At 63.8% G+C, this 17,714-nt stretch carries 14 protein-coding genes; 6 read left to right on the top strand and 8 right to left on the bottom strand.

Annotation, left to right across the window (positions count from 1 at the left end; translation table 11 throughout):
- Nucleotides 1–58 precede the first annotated feature (58 nt).
- The gene (locus tag ACZ5B4_RS16570) at nucleotides 59–2,305 is read left to right on the top strand and encodes a hemolysin D (protein ID WP_464912336.1); all 2,247 of its coding nucleotides are present in this window, start codon (nucleotides 59–61) and stop codon (nucleotides 2,303–2,305) included.
- A gap of 61 nt (nucleotides 2,306–2,366) precedes the next feature.
- Here ACZ5B4_RS16570 and ACZ5B4_RS16575 read toward each other — a convergent pair whose 3' ends face one another.
- The 4 genes from ACZ5B4_RS16575 to ACZ5B4_RS16590 form a co-directional block, all read right to left on the bottom strand.
- Complete coding sequence (locus tag ACZ5B4_RS16575; RefSeq protein ID WP_464912337.1) at nucleotides 2,367–4,214, bottom strand: UbiD family decarboxylase; 1,848 nt, start codon at nucleotides 4,212–4,214, stop codon at nucleotides 2,367–2,369.
- Nucleotides 4,215–4,404: 190 nt separating this feature from the next.
- Nucleotides 4,405–4,542, bottom strand: a complete 138-nt coding sequence (locus ACZ5B4_RS16580; RefSeq protein WP_464912338.1) for a hypothetical protein — start codon at nucleotides 4,540–4,542, stop codon at nucleotides 4,405–4,407.
- 287 nt (nucleotides 4,543–4,829) lie between these two features.
- Entirely contained in the window at nucleotides 4,830–6,443 is a 1,614-nt protein-coding gene (locus ACZ5B4_RS16585; protein ID WP_464912339.1) for a hypothetical protein, read from the bottom strand.
- 577 nt (nucleotides 6,444–7,020) lie between these two features.
- Complete coding sequence (locus tag ACZ5B4_RS16590; protein WP_464912340.1) at nucleotides 7,021–7,956, bottom strand: aminotransferase class IV; 936 nt, start codon at nucleotides 7,954–7,956, stop codon at nucleotides 7,021–7,023.
- On the opposite strand from ACZ5B4_RS16590, the gene ACZ5B4_RS16595 reads away from it, so the two are divergent.
- Nucleotides 7,955–8,077 (top strand): hypothetical protein, encoded by a 123-nt coding sequence (locus ACZ5B4_RS16595; protein ID WP_464912341.1) that lies wholly within the window; start codon nucleotides 7,955–7,957, stop codon nucleotides 8,075–8,077. The two genes, ACZ5B4_RS16590 and ACZ5B4_RS16595, sit on opposite strands and share 2 nt — an antisense overlap.
- 16 nt (nucleotides 8,078–8,093) lie before the next feature.
- On the opposite strand, the gene ACZ5B4_RS16600 is transcribed toward ACZ5B4_RS16595, so the two are convergent.
- Nucleotides 8,094–9,236: an alpha/beta fold hydrolase gene (locus tag ACZ5B4_RS16600; protein WP_464912342.1), complete on the bottom strand. Its 1,143-nt coding sequence runs from the start codon at nucleotides 9,234–9,236 to the stop codon at nucleotides 8,094–8,096.
- A gap of 406 nt (nucleotides 9,237–9,642) precedes the next feature.
- Here ACZ5B4_RS16600 and ACZ5B4_RS16605 point away from each other — a divergent pair, with 406 nt between their 5' ends.
- The gene (locus ACZ5B4_RS16605) at nucleotides 9,643–9,882 is read left to right on the top strand and encodes a hypothetical protein (RefSeq protein ID WP_464912343.1); all 240 of its coding nucleotides are present in this window, start codon (nucleotides 9,643–9,645) and stop codon (nucleotides 9,880–9,882) included.
- A gap of 169 nt (nucleotides 9,883–10,051) precedes the next feature.
- Here ACZ5B4_RS16605 and ACZ5B4_RS16610 read toward each other — a convergent pair whose 3' ends face one another.
- Entirely contained in the window at nucleotides 10,052–11,557 is a 1,506-nt protein-coding gene (locus ACZ5B4_RS16610) for a right-handed parallel beta-helix repeat-containing protein (protein WP_464912344.1), read from the bottom strand.
- A gap of 105 nt (nucleotides 11,558–11,662) precedes the next feature.
- Nucleotides 11,663–12,610 carry a 4-hydroxy-3-methylbut-2-enyl diphosphate reductase gene (gene ispH, locus ACZ5B4_RS16615; protein WP_464912345.1) on the bottom strand — a complete coding sequence of 316 codons (948 nt, stop codon included), beginning with the start codon at nucleotides 12,608–12,610 and terminating at the stop codon, nucleotides 11,663–11,665.
- A gap of 96 nt (nucleotides 12,611–12,706) precedes the next feature.
- On the opposite strand from ispH, the gene hpnC reads away from it, so the two are divergent.
- Genes hpnC through hpnE form a run of 3 tightly spaced genes read left to right on the top strand, consistent with a single transcriptional unit; the run spans nucleotide 12,707 to nucleotide 16,013 of the window.
- Nucleotides 12,707–13,687 (top strand): squalene synthase HpnC, encoded by a 981-nt coding sequence (gene hpnC, locus ACZ5B4_RS16620; protein WP_464912346.1) that lies wholly within the window; start codon nucleotides 12,707–12,709, stop codon nucleotides 13,685–13,687.
- Entirely contained in the window at nucleotides 13,684–14,610 is a 927-nt protein-coding gene (locus ACZ5B4_RS16625; RefSeq protein WP_464912347.1) for a phytoene/squalene synthase family protein, read from the top strand. Before hpnC ends, ACZ5B4_RS16625 begins: the two co-directional genes overlap by 4 nt.
- Entirely contained in the window at nucleotides 14,607–16,013 is a 1,407-nt protein-coding gene (gene hpnE / locus ACZ5B4_RS16630) for a hydroxysqualene dehydroxylase HpnE (protein WP_464912348.1), read from the top strand. The genes ACZ5B4_RS16625 and hpnE overlap by 4 nt, the downstream gene beginning before the upstream one ends.
- 28 nt (nucleotides 16,014–16,041) lie before the next feature.
- On the opposite strand, the gene ACZ5B4_RS16635 is transcribed toward hpnE, so the two are convergent.
- Nucleotides 16,042–17,592, bottom strand: a complete 1,551-nt coding sequence (locus tag ACZ5B4_RS16635; protein WP_464912349.1) for a hypothetical protein — start codon at nucleotides 17,590–17,592, stop codon at nucleotides 16,042–16,044.
- Nucleotides 17,593–17,714 lie beyond the last annotated feature (122 nt).

Consider the following 17,714-nt stretch of genomic DNA (forward strand, 5'->3'; position numbering starts at 1 on the left):
GCAGTTGCGATGTGCGCAAGAGGCTACCCGCCGCCGCAGCATCTCGGCGATCCCAGCCATGGTCACCCTTAGCGACAGTCTCGTCTCCAGTTCGGCACGGCGGCTGTCCCTGCGCAAGCGGCCGGACCTGGTCGCGCAGCGGCAGCGCTACGAGGGGGAGACGTACTGGGTCATCAAGGACCCCGTCGGCCTGAATTACTTCCGCTTTCGCGAGGAGGAATTCTTCCTGCTCAACCAACTGGACGGCACGGCCAGCTTGGACGAGATCAAGGACCGCTTCGAGGCCGAATTCCCGCCGCAAAAAATCACCCTCGAAGAGTTGCAGCAGTTCCTAGGGATGCTGCACCGCAGCGGCTTGATTGTGGCCGACGTCCCGGAGCAGGGTTATCACCTTCTCAAGCGACGCCGCGAGAGACGCAAGAAAGAGCTGATCCAGACCTTCAGCAACATCCTGGCCGTGCGTTTCAAGGGAATCGACCCGGAGCGGCTTCTCAACGCCCTGTATCCGTACGTCCGCTGGGTCTTTCACCCGGTTACCTTCATCCTCTGCGTGATCCTGTGGATTTCGGCCTTGTTGCTGGTCCTGGTCGAGTTCAACGTCTTCCTTTCGCGTCTGCCCACGTTCCATCAGTTCTTTACCCCCACCAACGCCCTGTGGTTGGCGGCGGTGCTGGCGGTGACCAAGGTCATTCACGAGTTCGGCCACGGGCTGAGCTGCAAGCACTTCGGCGGCGAGTGCCACGAGATGGGCGTGATGTTTCTGGTGCTTACGCCCTGCCTGTACTGCAACGTCTCCGATTCCTGGATGCTCCCCAGCCGGTGGCATCGGGCGGCCATCGGGGCGGCCGGCATCTTCGTGGAGCTGACCCTGGCATCGCTGGCCACCTTCGTGTGGTGGTTTACCGAGCCGGGCCTGGTCAATCATCTGGCCCTGAATGTGATGTTCATCTGTTCGGTCAGTACCATCATGTTCAACGGCAACCCGTTGCTGCGGTACGACGGCTACTACGTGCTCTCCGACCTGTTCGAGATTCCCAACCTGCGGCAAAAGGCCACGCAAATCCTGTCACGCAAGGCGGCTCATTTATTCCTGGGCTTGGAACCGCAGGACGACCCTTTCCTGCCGCAGCGTAATCACGCCTTGTTTATCACCTACTCCCTCGCCGCCGTAATCTATCGTTGGGTGGTGGTGATCTCGATCTTGCTGTTCTTGAATCGGCTATTCAAACCGTATCGTTTGGAAATCATCGGGCAGGCCATCGCCGTGGCCTCGCTTTACGGGTTGTTGATTCAGCCGCTCTATCAGTTGTTCAAGTTCCTGCGCGTACCGGGAAGGTGGAGTCAGGTGAAAAAGCCGCGACTGTACATGACGTTGGCGGGATTGGGGCTGATCTTGGCCTTCATTTTCTTCGTTCCCTTGCCGTACCATGTCATGTGTACTTGCGAGGTTCAACCCCGCGACGGCGTGCCCGTGTACGTGGAAGTCCCCGGACGGATCGACGAAGTGCTGGTGCGTCCCGGCGACCGGGTCAAGGCGGGGCAGGAGCTGGCTCGGCTGAGCGATTCCGATTTGGACTATCAGATCGCCCGCCTCCAGACGATGGCGAACCAATACGAGGTACGACTGAAAAGCCTGGAGCGGCGTCGCTTCGACGACCCGGCGGCGTCGGCCGAGATTCCCACGCTGCGCGAGGCCTACCAAACCGCCCGAGAGCAATTGGCCGAGAAGCTCCGCGACCGCGAACGTCTGGTGCTCCGCGCCGCGGCGGACGGCATCGTCTATCCGCCGCCCTGGAAGGCCCGCCGCGAAACCCCCGAGACTACGCTCGCCGAATGGTCTGCGACGCCCCTGGAGCCGCGAAACGTGGGCGCGTATCTCCGCACGGGCGACCTGTTTTGCCTGATCGGTGATTCGCGACGAATGGAGGCCGTACTCGTCGTGGATCAGGCGGACGTGGATTTCGTCCGGTCGGGCTTGTCCGTCAGGATCAAGCTGGATGAATTGCCGGCACGGACGTTTCGCGGCGAGATCGCTGAGGTTGCCAAGCGGCAAGCCGAGGCCGCATCGATTCGCTTGTCCGGAAAAGCCGGCGGAGAACTGGCCACCAAGACCGATCCTGAGACCGGCATGGAAAAACCGATCAGCATTTCCTACCAAGCCCGCGTTCCGCTGGATGACGACTCCGGACTCCTGTTTCCCGGGCTCCGCGGCCGGGCCAAGATCCGGACCGATCCCGCGAATTGGCTGACCATCGCCCAGCGGTTTTGGCGGCTGGTGACAAGGACGTTCAACTTTCGATTGTAACGCGTCGGGTGTGCGGTCGATTCGATCCGCGCTTGCCGCCGTTCGCCGCATCGACGGAAGGTTAGATGATGCCGTGTAGCGGCCGGCCGGGGGCCGCCAAGGCATCCACGCGGCGCGAAATCTCCGGGTCCTCGATCAAGGGCGGGGGATGCTCCGGCTTGGCCCGGGCATCGATTACCAGCGATCCGTGGCAGCCCCAGTGCTTGCGGTGAACGAAGCTCTCGATCCCGTGGATGTCGCGGGCCGGATCGCTGCGGGTAAACGTCGTCCAGAGAAAGTTCTCTAGATTGCGGGCCGTAAACTCCGCGTCATCCGCCACGACGATGAGGGGAAAGAGATTGACGGCGTCGGTCCGCGTGAAGGCGGCGCAAAACTTGGCCACGGCCGGATCCTCTCCGTGGGCATCGGCTGCAAAAGGCGGGCCTTGAACGACCAGAATTCCCGGCAGCAGCACGCGCGGATCGCGAAAGCCCAAGTTCTCGGGCATCTTGATGCGGGAGTCGAGAGCCACGGGCAAGGTTCGCTTGGATGGGCCGACCGCCGCGACGATCAGCTTCGAGCCGCTGTTGAGGGCCCCGCCCGTGTAGTCCAACGTGTCGGCGGTGGTGCAAGTCTGAAAATGCAGGTCGCGGCGCCAATCGACGCGTTCCAGCATGTGGCGGAAAAAGTCGGCCACGTCTCGGACGTCGAGCTGGGGATTGTCTTCGCCCGCCGCGATCCACAGATACTTCGCCAAGGAAAGTTGGCCCTGGCCCAAGAGCGCATTGGCCAGGGTCAGCAGCTCTTGCGGGCGTTTCCGCTCATCGTAGGGGGTGTAGCGTTCGCTGCCCACCGCCAGGAGCAGCGGATGAACGCCGGCCGCGTCTACGGCGTGAACGGCCCGGATGCCGGGAATCGTTCGCGGGATGATCGGCCCCACGATCTCATGAATCAGTCGGCCGAACATCGTGTCCTCTTGGGGCGGCCGTCCCACCACCGTAAACGGCCAAATCGGCCGCGGGCGATGATAGACGTGCTCCACGCGCATGACGGGAAAGTCGTGAGCGAGGCTATAATAGCCCAGATGATCGCCGAACGGGCCTTCCGGCAGGAGCCGCTTGGGTTCGATGTAGCCGGTCAACACGAAGTCGGCCTCGGCGTAGATGGGCAGCCGATCCCCGTCCCTAATCATGGGAATGCGATGGCGACCCAAAAGCCCCGCGAAAAACAGTTCGCTGATTCCCTCGGGCAGCGGCATCACGGCGGCCACGGTCATGGCGGGCGCGCCTCCCACGAAGACATTCACGCGGAGCTTTTGCTTCAGCTCGATCGCCTTGGCGTGGTGGACTCCGATGCCGCGATGGATTTGGTAGTGCATCCCGACCTGAGTGTTCGGCTCGTATTGCCCGCCGTCAAGCTGGATGCGATACATGCCGAGGTTTGAGTGGAAAAATCCCGGCCGAGCCGGGTCCTCCGTATAAACCAGCGGCAAGGTAATGAAGGCCCCGCCGTCGTTCGGCCAAGATCGAAGATGGGGCAATTGGGCCACGGTGATTTCGTGGGCCGTGGCGGGGCCGCGGCGGACGGCCTTGGGACGCGCCGTCCAGGCCCACCAGGGCAGCTTCAGCATCAGACGCGGGCGGCGCAACCAGTCGCCCGGATCGACGCCGAATTGCACGAGCCGGGCCAGACCCTCCAGCGCATCGCGAAAGATGTATTGCACCCGGTCCATGGTGCCGAACAGATTGCTGACCATGGGAAACCGGCAACCGCGGACCGAAGCGAAATACAGGGCCGGCCCTTCCGCCCGAAAGACCCGACGCTGAATCTCGGCCGCCTCCAAATCGGGATCGACCGGAACGTCGATGCGGATCATTCGGCGTGTGGCCAACAAATCCTCGACGCAAGCGCGGAGCGTACGGTAGCCCATGAATCGTTTTCCCGAAAAACCATCTTCCCATCGCGTTGCAGGGTGATTCCACCATGTCCGTCGCCCCACGCAAAAGCGGGTTGGACGGTAGCGTCGAGTCGCCGTCGCCTTTTGCATCTTCATCCGCGGGGATCGGCTCATTCGCGGCTCAGACAGCCGGATCGAACGGGCGCCCGACAATCCTGCGTATTCACTTGCCTTGCGGCCTGCGTCGGGAAACATCCCGCACAACCCGCTGGGCCATCCGCTTTTTCAGGTGGGCGAAGGCCGTTGCCGGTCGCCGTACGATGCGTTGCGTCTTCCGCGGTCGTCCCTTGGAGTCCGACATGCGCGACGAGTCTCCTTCGCGATGAATAGGGTTGCGAGCATCTCTTCCAGTACCATTCTAGGCAGAGTCATACGCGAACACCAAGCCGATTGTGCCCCCGGCCGCGTGACCGTGGAGCGACGTTGCCGCGAGTCGCTCCGGATGGCGTTGCCCCAAAAGCTCGCGACGGCGGACGTCCTTCGCATGGGTCGGTGCGCGACGCCTGGATCGGTGCGGCACGCGCCGTCCTATCCCGGGTGTCTCGAATCGAGCAGGATGCCGCCGCACCGGGCTCGGCACACCGTCCTTCACTGGACGAGCCGGACTCGCGGCGACGATGTCAGCGTGGAGAGGAATTCGGTGAGTTTTGCTTGCACCTCGGCCGGATCGCGCATCGCTTCGCGGCGGGGTACGCACGCCAAGACCGCGCCGTAGTTCCCCGTTGCAGCGCTGCGCTCCGCCGTCGATTCGACGGGACCCACGGTAAACGTGTGCAGCGTGACGCCCTCGAGCCGTAGGCGATCGAGCAGCTCCGCCGTTGGATTTCGTTCCCGCCGCGCCGGTTTTGTCACACCGGCTGGCAAGATCGCTTCTCGATCATGCCCGGCGTGTTCCGCCCGCTCGCTTGCGTCGGCAAAGGCCGATGTCTCATCTCCGTCGTAGCGGATCAGCACGAGCCACCTGTCGCGCGGTACCGGGGAGGATGGGACGAACCCGTCGGAAAAGGCTTCGCGAGCCGCTCGAAGGGCCGCCCGCAACCCTGCGGCAACTTCCTCCCGTGACGGTTTATCGCACCCGGCCTGCAACTGCGTGCAGACCCGAATCGCCGACCCACAATCGACGGTCAGGTCTTGGAAGACGATCGCCCCGCCCGACTGCGGCGCATCGTAGCCGATCACGGCAACGCGATCCCGGATTTCGGCATTCGGCAAGGCCGTGTTGCGCTCCAGAATCAATTGAAGCGCGGCGATCAAGGCACGCCGTACGGCATGCATCGGCTGCTCGCGCGGCGGAAACGAAATCACGCCCCCCGGCACCGTTTCCGCTCGAAGAGGACAATGGCGGCTTCGGCGCGACAAGGGAACGGGCAGCGCGTCCGCCGGGTTCAAGCCCCGGCCGAAATCCATCATGAATTGCAGATAGGTTCGATAACCAATGCGACCGGCGGTCTCCGCCAAGACCTCCGGCGACACTCGTGGATGGGCGAAGCGATCCGGGTTGCGGAAGCCGTCCAGGCGATTCGGACTTTGCGCGGGAGGCAGCAGCGCGGTGTCGGCGGAAGGGGTCGAGGGCGAGAGCGGAATCAAGAGATAATCAAGGTAGGATGCCCAGAACTCGTAGTTCTTCGTGCTATCGGGTTCCGGCATGGCATGCGGCATGAGCCGTGCAATCTGAGCATCGATCACGGCGGAATAGGCTTTGCGCTTGCGTGTCAAGGGATCGTCGGTCGGCAGGATGCGGTAGCGTTGCGGTACGGACGAGGCCGCCAAGGGGCCGCGGTCGTGGATCAGATCGGCGTAGGCCGACGCTCCCGCCGAGACTCCCCAAGGTGCCCCGAAATGCTCCTCCTCGCCCGGATAAGCGCCGAAGCCGAAATCGTCATAAACCTCTTGCAACCACGGACGCGGGGAGACGCCGACCGATCCGGCGTTGGACGATGACGCGGCGGCCGGCGCCCAAGCCGGTTCCGTGTCATCATTCATGGACCCCGACAGATCGACGAGAAAGATGATATCCCGCGGGACGACGGCAGCCACGGCCTGAGCCTTGAGTTCCGACCCCGCACCGAAATGGGTCGCGGTCCATCGTCCTAAACGGCCGAGCGATCCGGAATCGCCGGACACAACAACGCGAAGGGCATTAGCGGCACCGCCCCCCTCGTGAAATCGTCGCGCGGCGAAGTCCCAGATACCGGGGATCACGTGAACCCATTCCTTTCGCGCCCCGACCGGCGTGATCCGATCCGGCAAGGGCGGCCGTCCCGCGGAGAGTCGCTCCGAGGCGGCGTGCCGCGAAAGTCGGGCAGCCTCGGCCGTAGCCATTGCGTCGGCGGCCGACTGGAGCCGGCTACGCAGCATCCGGATTTGCAGACCGCCGATCCCGATCACGACCGAGAATGCGAACAATATCAGCCCGGATGAGAAGGCGAACACGAAAAGCCGGCGTCTGAGACGCGCGCGATCCGACGAACGGCACAATATCCCGGGCACATCAAGCATGGCGGCGCTGCGTATGGGAAATGTTGATGGAGGATCCGGCGACGCTCCCATCCGAGCGGACGGACCATTCAAATATAGGACGTTGTAGAAACAGCAGGACGCAGCCGTTCGGATATTGCCGAAGTCGCCGGATTTTCCGTATCTCCACCCATGGCGAGGCGAGGTGCTCGCGGGAAATCGCCGGAGCTGTCGCGGCGGAGGACGGCCGTCATCGCCCCAGGGGGGATCGCATCCCGGAGAGGAGGCGGCGTGGAGAAGTCACCGGACCGAACGGCCCGGTTCAGTTCGATCGCCGTGCAAAAGCCAAGGCTTGGCCTTCGATATCCAGTCCCACGGATCGGCTCCAGGCCTCTAACAACGTGCGAAAAACCGGTCCCGGCTTGCCGTCACCGACGGGGCGCCCCTCGAATCGCGTGACCGGTATCATGCACAGTGGGGTGCTGGTCAAGAAGATTTCGTCTGCGCGACGCAGATCGTCCGACGTCAAATCGCGGCGGTGGAACGGTATCCGTAGTTCCTCGGCCAGGCGGACGAGATAACGAAGACTGATGCCGGGAAGTGTGCGCTCGTCGGGCGGCGATTCCAATCCCCTTTCGGTCGAGTAGATCACGACGTTCGCGGTGGAGGTCTCCGTGACGAAGTCTTCCAAGTCGAGCAGCAACGCCCTGGCGCCCGGCTCCCGCGCCTCCGCCTGTCGGTCGGCCAAGTAATAGTGCATGCGACTACGGCACTTGAGATGGGCAGGCCAGCACCGCTGGGGCACCTGCCGCGTTTCGGGAAGGACAAGCGACTGGCCGCAGCGGTATTTTTCGGCCCAAAGGAAGAAGGGCAGGGGGTAGGTATGTACGCACACGGTGGGTGTGACCGGTCCCGGTCCGGAGTATGCGAGGTACCGACCCGGTGTCGCGAACACCGACACCCCCAAATCGTCGCCCGGCTCCAGAAGACGGTGGTTGTGGGGCACCACCCGGTCCATGGCTTCCCTCAGTTGAGATGCGATCGCGGCCGCGTCGAGGCCGATCGTCTCCAAGGAATGCCGCATCCGGTGGAAGTGCTCCTCGACTTCGAAAACCTTTCCCCCGAACGTGCGAAGCTGTTCGGTCACCGTCGCCCCCAGTACGAAACCGGCATCGACGACGGACAACGCCAATCGCGACTGCGGCAGGAACTCTCCGTTGAAAAAGGCGATGGGTTCTTGCAACGAAAAGTCGTCCATGCAAGCACAATCCCAGGTCTTGTCGGCAAGCAACGACGGCACGCAGTTTCGGCCGGAAGGGCAGGCAAAGGAATTGCGTGGGTCTTTCCTAAATGTAGGCGCGGCCGAGGATGTCGGCTAGGTTAGGCCGGGCGCGATTACCGCCGTTCAGGCTCGCACAGGGCCTGCCGCAGCAACGCTTGAAAACCCGCCGCGTGCAGGTAGACCTCCCAGTCGTGGGTTCTCCCTACCTGGCAGGTCACGTCCTTGACCGCTACGGCGTCCTCGAGGGCGGAGGGAATGCCGCGGGGACCGACCGCTCCCAAAGCTTGCGGGCCGCCGTGGGACCAAAGGTGCGTGTACCAGCGAAGGGCCGGATCGGCCCGATTCACCGTGACGCCGATGAATTCCGGCTCCGCCGCGCCATCTCCCAACCAAGTCGAGAGCGAACCGGCGGGGCAGGCGGCGGCCGCCGCCAACAGCCGCAAATGCAACGCGGCGGGATGCTCGCGTTCCGAATCCGGGCATGCGGAGGCGAATACCGCTTCCACCGGGCAAGCGCTCCCAACCCAATCGGCGGACCATATCGAGGTGGGATTGCCCGAGGTCGAAGATCGAACCGTGATCGGCTCCGGCCGGACAGCGCGGTTCGCGCTTTCACGCCGTTGGGAGCCGCCCAAGAGAGCTGCCGTTTTCAAGGCCGTCTGCGCGCCGAAGCTGTAACCCACCAAGATGACGGTGCGATCGTGCAACGTCCGTTCGATCCAGTGCGCTAGGAGCGCGGCCTCTTGCAGACTGCGGCACGATTTGATGCGGCTGTCCTGCCGGATTCCGCGAACTATCCGGTCGGCCGGCCAAGACCACGCTAACAGCACATAACGGCGATCTTGGGCAAGCCGATCCAGAACTCGCTTCAGGTCTGCGGCGGAGCGAACGGCATCTTGGAAGTCCATCCGATTGCCGTGGATCCACACGACGACCGGTTCGTCGCCGCCCATCGCTTTCATGAAGTCGTCGAGCGAGATCGGCGAACAGCCGCCGACGGCACGTGATTGATAGAAGCGGAGCCGGCTTGCGGCGTCGGCCGGATCGGACTCGGGATTACCCACGCCGCGCGAACTGACGATCCAGAATAGCTCGGGTGCGACGGCATCTTGGCACGCCGCGTGATCGTCCGCCTCTCGATCTTCGTTCGCCGCCCGGGCGCCGCGATTCGCTACGCCGAGCAACGCAACCGCAGTCAAGCAAAACGTTAGGAAAGACAACCACCGGAATCGCAAGGTCAAGCCGTGGCTTCGCATAGCTGTTTTTTCCCGAACTCCCAGGCGACTTCCCTCCTTGCGTGATGCGGTCCTCCTTAACACCCGACGAATAAGAAGAGCCGGCGGCCGGCTCTCCGTCGACGCAAGCGGTGCGGCATCCCCATCCCCGCCGGGTCGGCGGCCGGCGGTCCGGAGTCCATTCGGGCCCCAAAAGTGTTGTTGCCGATCGGACGCAATGGCGTTGCGGCGGCGGGAGGCTGCTCGACCGGCGAGTCGGACGCGGCAGTTCCGTTTCACTATAGCTTACAACCGGCAAGGATGTCACAGAAAACACGGCAAAATGCGGCGTTTTGGCAACTGTTGCGTTTGCACAACGGAACCTGTGGGGTAGAGTTCACTGACGGACCTTTGAGGTCAAGATTTTGCAGGAAAGGAGAGATGGGTTATGAGGAAGTTACTGGTTTTGGGCACCCTCGTGGCGATCCTCGCCGGGACGGCGGGCTGCCAGAATTGCACTTGGTTCCGCCGGGGCGCGCTGTTCGCTCCGATGCAACCGGCGGCAGTGGTGGAGTGCCCGCCCGTCGCCACGGAAGTCCCGGTGCTCGATTCTTCGTGCGACGCGTGCGGTCCCGCCACGACGGTAGTTCCCCCCACCACGACGTACGTTCCCGGCCCCACAGGCTGAGTACGCACGCTCACCGACCGCCAACGATCGACCTTGCCGCACGATGCCGCTCGGCGTCGGCCTGCCCCTCCGGATGACGGCAGTCGGCGCACCCGCGCCGACCGTTCAGCATTGCCGTGCCGCTCCCTGACCTAGCAAGCTGATCGCAGCCAGTGCGATTTCGGAGCGATCACGGGGCAGGCTCGCGCGGCGGAACGCGGACATTGTCCCCGAGCGTGACCTCGCCGGAGTCCGGTGAAACCTCGATTTCGGCGTCCGTCATATTGCCGCGAATCAAAAGGTGCGAACTGCCTTGTACTCGGATGGCGGGCGGTGTGCGGCCGTCCGCCTCCCGAGCGGCGGCCGCTTGCAAAAGGCAGTCCGATATGCGACTGCGCGACACACCCTGCACGTCGATCGCCGGTCCCTGCGACCCTCGAACCGTGCATCCCGTCACGTTCAAGCCCTCGCACTCTTCCAGCACGATCGCCGGACCGAGGATGTCCGCCAAGTGCAATCCCTGGAGCGTGCAGTCCCGCGATCGGTGGAAACGCACGCCGCCGCGGTAGTTGCCCTCGCGATTATAATTCGGGCTTTGGTCGAACATATTCGCTCCGACAACGACGTTTTGGGAATCCACCACGAGCAGATCCTCCTCGGCGGCACCCCAGAAGGTGTTGCCCACGATGCTGACGCCGCGAGCGGCGATGATCTCGATGTTTCGGGTGACGTCGCTCAAGACGTTGTCGCCGATGGTCAAGTTACCCCAATACCGCCCGGCGGAATCGCGACCGATGAAACGGATGTTGGCCGAGTCGGGCGCCCGAACGGAGTGTTGAATGGTGCAGCCGACGATGGCGATCTCCGCGTGACCGATTCCGGATTGGAGGCTGTCGATCAAGACATTGGCGGTGGGCGGTGCTTCCGGACCCATGTTGTACTCGATGTCGCAGCCGGAAATTTGCAAGTTGCGCAGATATCCGCCGCGGACTACCACGCCGCCGCCGCGGTTGTAACTGATGTGGCAGCCGACGACGTTGATCTGATGCAGATCGACGTCCTCCAGCAGCACCCCGCACCCGCGATTGTCGTAGAAGTGGCATTCCGAGAGGATCACATTCCGGTTGCGCTGGAAAAGCCGCACGGCGTGGAGCGTGCCGCGGATCGTGGTGCGGGTAACGGTCCACTGCATGGTTTGCACGGCCTCCAGGCCGCAGGCCGCTTCGTGGTTGCCCACGATTTCCAAACCGTCGAGCAAGGGCATGCGTTCCTTTTCCCAGACCTCGGGCTTGACGGAGGCGGGGTCGGCCGTGCCGGTGTGCGAACCGACGAAGCGAAAGGCCGGGCCGGGTCCGTCCATGATGATCCGCGCCGCGCCGCGGCCCAACAGCGATGCCCAGCCCGTTTGCGCAAGATCGACGTTCACGGTTTGCGTCAAGCGATATCTGCCGGGGGGAAAGAGGATCGCCCCGCCGCGATCCACGGCCGCCTGCACGGCGGCGGTGTCGTCGCCAACGCCGTCGCCCACGGCACCGAAGTCCCGAACACTGGTGGTACCGTCGGGGGATGAGGCCGATTCGGCGGCGTCGGTCCGGCTCGCAGCCGCCGCGGCGAGAACCATCGCGCAGCAGGCCAGCCGCGCGGCAGCCCGCCTTCCCAGGGATAGCGAAATCATCGCGGAGAGAAACTCGATCATGTTCGCCCTCCTCCATCCGTTCCGTGACCGTCCACGCGAAAAACCGCTCAGCAAGGCAACCCTATCCACCGCCCGGGCCATTTTGATTGCGCGATAGCCGGTCGTCTAGGCTTCGGGGGCGGTTTCCCGGGGGGCTCGTAATTCAATCGGCAGCGTGAAGTGGACGCTTTCCACACGCAAGACCCGCTCCTCGACCACGGCGTCGAACCGTTGTCGAAGGTATTCCACGCAGGCTTGAACCAGGCTCTCCGGCGCGCTGGCACCCGCCGTTATACCCACCGTTTGATCGGCTTGGAACCAGGCTTCGTGCAAATCCTTCGGTCCGTCCACGAGATAAGCGGGAATGCCCGCCGCGGCTGCGATTTCGGTCAAACGGCGGCTGTTGGAGCTGTTTTGGCTGCCCACGACCAAAAACAGGTCCGTCTCAGAGGCGAGCACGCGCACGGCCTCTTGGCGGTTCTGCGTGGCGTAACAGATGTCGTCGCGGGCGGGGCCTTGCAGGTCGGGAAACCGTCGCCGCAGACGCGCCACAACGCGTTCCGCGTCGTCCACGGAAAGTGTGGTCTGCGTGGAATATGCCACGCGTTGCGGGTCCGGCACCTCGACCGTCTCGGCCTGTTCCTCGTTTTCGACCAGACGGATGGCGTTTGGGGCCTCACCCATGGTACCGACGATTTCATCGTGCCCGGCGTGACCCACGAGGAGCACGGTGAAGCCCTGATCGGAAAACCGCCGCACTTCCCGGTGGACCTTGGTCACCAACGGGCAGGTGGCGTCGACCGTACGCAGTTGCAGTTCCGCGGCGCGGCGGCGGATTTCGGGCGACACGCCGTGAGCCGAGTACAGCAGCGTCGCTCCGGCCGGGACCTCGTCCAGATCGTCCACGAAGATCACGCCCCGGTCCCGGAACTCGGATACTACCCAACGATTGTGGACGATCTCGTGATAGACGTAGATCGGCGGGGGAAATCGCCGGAGGGCTTCCTCCAGGGTTTCGATCGCCATGTTCACTCCCGCGCAAAATCCCCGCGGCGAGGCAAGCAGAATACGCATAGTTTCCTCGAATCGACTGAGGGGTCATAATGAAGGGGTTGCGGACGGTACCGCAATCCATCTCCACGACGGCCCTGGTTATTCTTGTGTGACGGCATGCCCCCAGCGACCTCTTCTCCCGGCGCCTCCCGATGGGATCGCAACGAGGCAGCCCGATTCGCCGCGGACTTGGAACGATTCGGCCCCCGATCGAGCGGCCCCGCCGTCCCCTTGCGTGAGGCGCGGCGCTACTGCCGCCGGTTGACGCGGACGCATTACGAGAATTTTACCGTGGCCGGGCTGTTCCTGCCGCGAAGGTTACGTCAGCATTTCTGTAATGTTTATGCTTGGTGTCGCTGGGCGGACGATCTGTCCGACGAAGTTTCCCGACCCGACGTCGCCAAGGAGCTGCTGGATTGGTGGCGATTCGAGTTGGAGGCCTGCTATCAAGGGCGGCCGCGTCACCCCGTGTTGGTCGCTTTGCAAGAGACGATCCGGGAATTTCGAATACCGATCACCCCTTTTCTCGATCTGCTGTCGGCTTTCCGGCAGGATCAGGAGGTGTTGCGGTACGAGACGATGGAATCCTTGCTCAACTACTGCCGCTATTCCGCCAATCCCGTCGGACACCTCGTGCTGTACTTGGGGCGCTGCCATACCCCGGCCCGAGTTCGCTACGCCGATTCGATCTGCACGGGCCTGCAACTGGCCAATTTCTGGCAGGATGTTGCCGAAGACTATCGCCGCGGCCGAATCTACATTCCGCTCAGCGTGCGTCTTCGGGCGGGCTACGACGAGGGTATGTTGGAGCGGGGAGAGTTCAATCCTGCCTTCCGCCGCATGATGGAGGGGCTTACGGCCGAGGCTGCGGCCTTTCTCCGCGGCGGCGAACCCTTGGTCGCCATGATGCCCCGCGATTTGCGAATCCCGGTACTCCTTTTCATTCGCGGCGGGTTGGCGATCCTGGATGCCGTCAAGGCGGTGGATTACGACGTCTGGCATCGCCGCCCCCAGCTCTCCGGCTGGAGCAAGGTTGCCCTGATGGTGCAAGCCTGCTGGTCCGTATGGAGGGGCCGATTGCCGGAGGTGGCGTCATGACGCCCCACGATGTACGGCTGCGAGAAAGCTACCGCCGCTGCCGGGCCGTATGCCGCCGGTCGCGTTCCAATTTTTGCCCCGCCTTTTTCCTGCTTCCGCCGGATCGTGCCCGGGCGATGGAGGCGTTGTACGCCTTTTTGCGCGTGACGGACGATCTCGCCGATGCCGCTCCCGGCGGTGACCGAGCCTTGCGTCGTTTGGACGGCTGGGAGGCGGCGTTTCAGGCCTTGCAGACGGCGGAGGGCGTCATTCCCGGCATGCCGCCGACGGAGGAACCTCTCTTGGCCGAGGGCATGGCCGTCCTGCCCGCCGCGGCCGACGTCGTCCGCCGTTACGGCGTTCCTTGGGAGACCCTGCAAGCCGTTATCGACGGGGTGCGCATGGACCTGCAACCGGTCCGCTTTCAGACGTTCGATCACACGCTGGACTATTGCCGCAAAGTGGCATCCGCGGTGGGCGTGGCGTGCATCCATATTTGGGGATTTTCCGGCGGGGCCGAAGCCTTGGCCAAGGCCGATGCTTGCGGCATCGCTTTCCAGCTCACCAACATCCTTCGCGACCTGGCCGAAGACGCACGCCGCGATCGCTACTACCTGCCGCTGGAGGAGTTCGCGCGGTTCGGCATGGCGCCGGAGGACCTTCTGTCGGGCATCGTGAACGCGAAGACGGCTCGGTGGCTGGAGTTTCAAATGGAACGCACGGCCGACTTCTATCACCGCGGGGCCGAGCTCCTTCCCCATCTGTCGCCCAGAGGACGCCGCATCTTCGGCTTGATGACGACCACGTATTGGACCTTGTTTCGTCGGCTCCGGCGATTCCGCACCGAGCTTCTGCGTGCACGCATTCGGGTACCCGGCTGGTGGATTCTCACCTTGGCCGTCCGCTGGGCCGTACTTCCGCCCGCTAGGCGTTCCTTGCCATGAGTTTTCGTGATGCCGCCACGCAAAATCCGGTCCATCGTGCCGTGCGGACGGCCGTCATCGGCGGAGGTGCCGCCGGGTTGGCCGCGGCCTGGAGCCTGACGCAAGCCGGTTTCAGCGTCCGCCTGTTGGAAGCCAAGCAACACCTGGGCGGCAGGCTGGGTTCCTTTCTCGACGACGCAACCGGCCGCGAGATCGACCGCTGCCAACACCTCGCCCTGGGCTGCTGCACCGAACTGCTGCGCTTCTTCGACCGCTTGGGGCTGCGGCGGCACTGGCGACGCCAAAGGGAGATTTACTTCGCGGCCTCGGGCGGTCGCTCGTGGCGGTTGCGTGCCTTTCCCCTCCTACCACCGCCTTTGCACCTTCTGCCGAGTTTTCTCCGTCTCACGTTCCTAAGCCGAGCGGACCGGCTCGCCATCCTGCGGGCGATGCTCCGCCTGCCGAAGACTTCGGAGGCCGGAACCATTGGGGCGTGGCTGGCCCGGCACGGACAATCGCCGGCCGCCGTCCGATTATTTTGGGAGCCGTTGCTGCTCAGCGCCCTCAGCGACTCGCTCGACCGCGCGTCCCTAGCCGCGGCTCGCAAGGTCGTCGTCGAGGGCCTGATGCGGTCGCGGCTCGGCTATGAACTCCATCTGCCGCGGCTCTCACTGCGGCGATTCTGGGACGGTGAGGTAGCCGGGCGGCTGCAAGGGGCGGGCGTGAGCATCTCACGAGCCACGCCGGTGGATGCCGTCGAGCCGACGCACTCCGGCTGGTTGCTCCGCCTCTCCGACGGTACGACCGAACCATGCGACGCCGTCGTCTGTGCCGTGCCGTATCGTGAGTGTGTCCGCCTTTTCGAGCGTTCCGGACCGCCCTTGGCCGCGGAACGGTCTGCCCGATTCACGCTTGCGCCTCAACCGGGGGAAATCATCGGCGTCCATTTGTGGCTTGACCGGCCGGCGTTTTCCCTGCCCAACGCCGCGCTTCTGAATACCCTTTCGCAGTGGGTATTTCGTCCGGACGAGGAGGAACCGGCCTCCGCGCGGGGTGACGCCGAACGAAAGACATTGCGTGGTCGAGAGTGGTACTGCCAGGTCGTCATCAGCGCCGCCCACACCATCGCGCTTCCGGCAAGCACAAATCTCCCCGGGATAACGGCGCGGGAACTGAGTGAGGTTTTTCCGTCGCTCGCGGGCGCCCGCCTGCTTCGCTCGCGCGTGGTTCGCGAAAAGGCGGCCGTCTACTGCCCAAGACCGGACTGGGAATCCCAACGCCCTCCGCAAAAGACCCTTCTACCTGGGTTGGCCGTTGCCGGGGATTGGACGGCGACCGGTTGGCCCGGCACCATGGAAGGGGCTGTCCGCAGCGGCTTTTCGGCCGCCGAGGTCCTTGCGGCGGAACTTCGGGAAAGAGGCTAAAACGGCGTCGGCCGCCCGGCACGCCCCACTACTCCAATTGCGGCCCCAGGTTCCCATACGTCCAAGGCGAAGTCACGGGATTCACGCGCGGCGGCTCGGGAACCGGGCCGGGAGTCAGCTTGCGGCTCAAATCGAGCAACCCGTCGCGTATTTTGTCTCCCGCCGTAATCTCCAGGTTGCTGTACGCGGTCAGCCGCGTCTCGTAACCCCCGCCGTCCGGACCAAATGCGTCCACCGTGGGCACGTAGCCCACACATCCGTTCGCCAGTTCCACCGGCATGGTGAAGGGGAAGGGCGAACCCTGTTTCAACTCCAAACCGTAGCGGCAGAAGTACTCGGCCGGGTTGGCCAAAATGACCAGCGGCCCGATTTGCACGGCCTGCAATTCCACTTCCGCTTGCGGCGACTTCTTCATCATGGCGTCCAGCAGCACCGTTTGCACGGCGAAAATCCAGTCGGTATGGCCGACCTCCTGCGGGTCTTTCTTGGTCAGTTCCACGGCCTGTCGCACTCGATCGGGATGGGGAGCGCGCCGCGGAATCGTCAGCCGGTTCACGACGGTTTGAATAGGTGCGGTCGACCCACGATGCATTTTCAACAAGACCTTGATGCTCTCCGCACCCACGCTGCCGCCCACCAACTTGGCCCATTCCTCACCGGACGGCCGTGGATACGGGCTCAGGTTGTCCACCTGAGTGACGTCGCCGCAGAAACCGGGGAGGAACAGCACGACCACATCCGGCCCGAAAAATCCGCGGATCGCCTGCTCTAGGTAATAGATCCAGTTGGCCGAAATGCCTCCCGGGCTGGTCGTGGCATGGCAAGCGAAATTGACCACGCAGCCTTGCAGGGTCCCGGCCTCGTTGAAGGCTCCCCACACGATGACCTCCGGATCGACGGGGCCGGCGACCTCGACGATATCCGGGTTCATTTGGCCGGGATGCGTGAAAGTCAGGCCGTTCTTCATGCGAAAGCGGCGGTTGAAGGCCACGCCTTCCACCACGCCCTTGCCCACACCGCAGGACATCGGTTTTCGCGCGGCGAAGGCGTCGCAGACCGCCGCCGCGATTTGGGTCTCTACCTTTTCCAGGTAGCCTTTGTCCGCCGAAGAAGCCACTTCATACGCCAAGTGCCGCACCCACTCGTCGGCATCGTCGAACTCGCCGGGAAGCACCATGCCGGTCGGGCCGGAGGAATGCGAGTGTGTGGCTGCAATCAAGACTTTTTCGCCGGGCAGACCACAACCCTGTTCGATCGCCCGGCGTGCCGCCGCGATCGTAGGCTCACGCAAGATCAAGGCGTCCACGCTCACCACGGCGACTTGCCGCTCGCCGTCGTCCAGCACCGCCGCACGCACCTTGCAGGGGTCGTGCACGCTTCGGTGGTACGACTTGCCGTAACCGCCGGGCTGCTCCATCCCAATGTCGGGAGTGATGTCTCGCTCCGCGAAACCTACCAACAGCGGCTTTGGCGCCGCGGCCTGCTCCGCCCGGCACCAATCCGAATGGATCACGGCGGCGGCCATGCCGCAGACCACCGCATAATACCAAGCGACTGCCCGAACGATACCGTGCCTCATCGTTGCGACCTCCCACGCCTGGGGACCCGATTACCTGTCCGGCAAACCGGAAGTATTCTATCATGGGTCCGGCCGCAATTCTCCTGCTCCAGTAAGCAAATTATGAATGTCGCCGTGCGTGC

This window comes from Thermogutta hypogea (assembly GCF_055386265.1).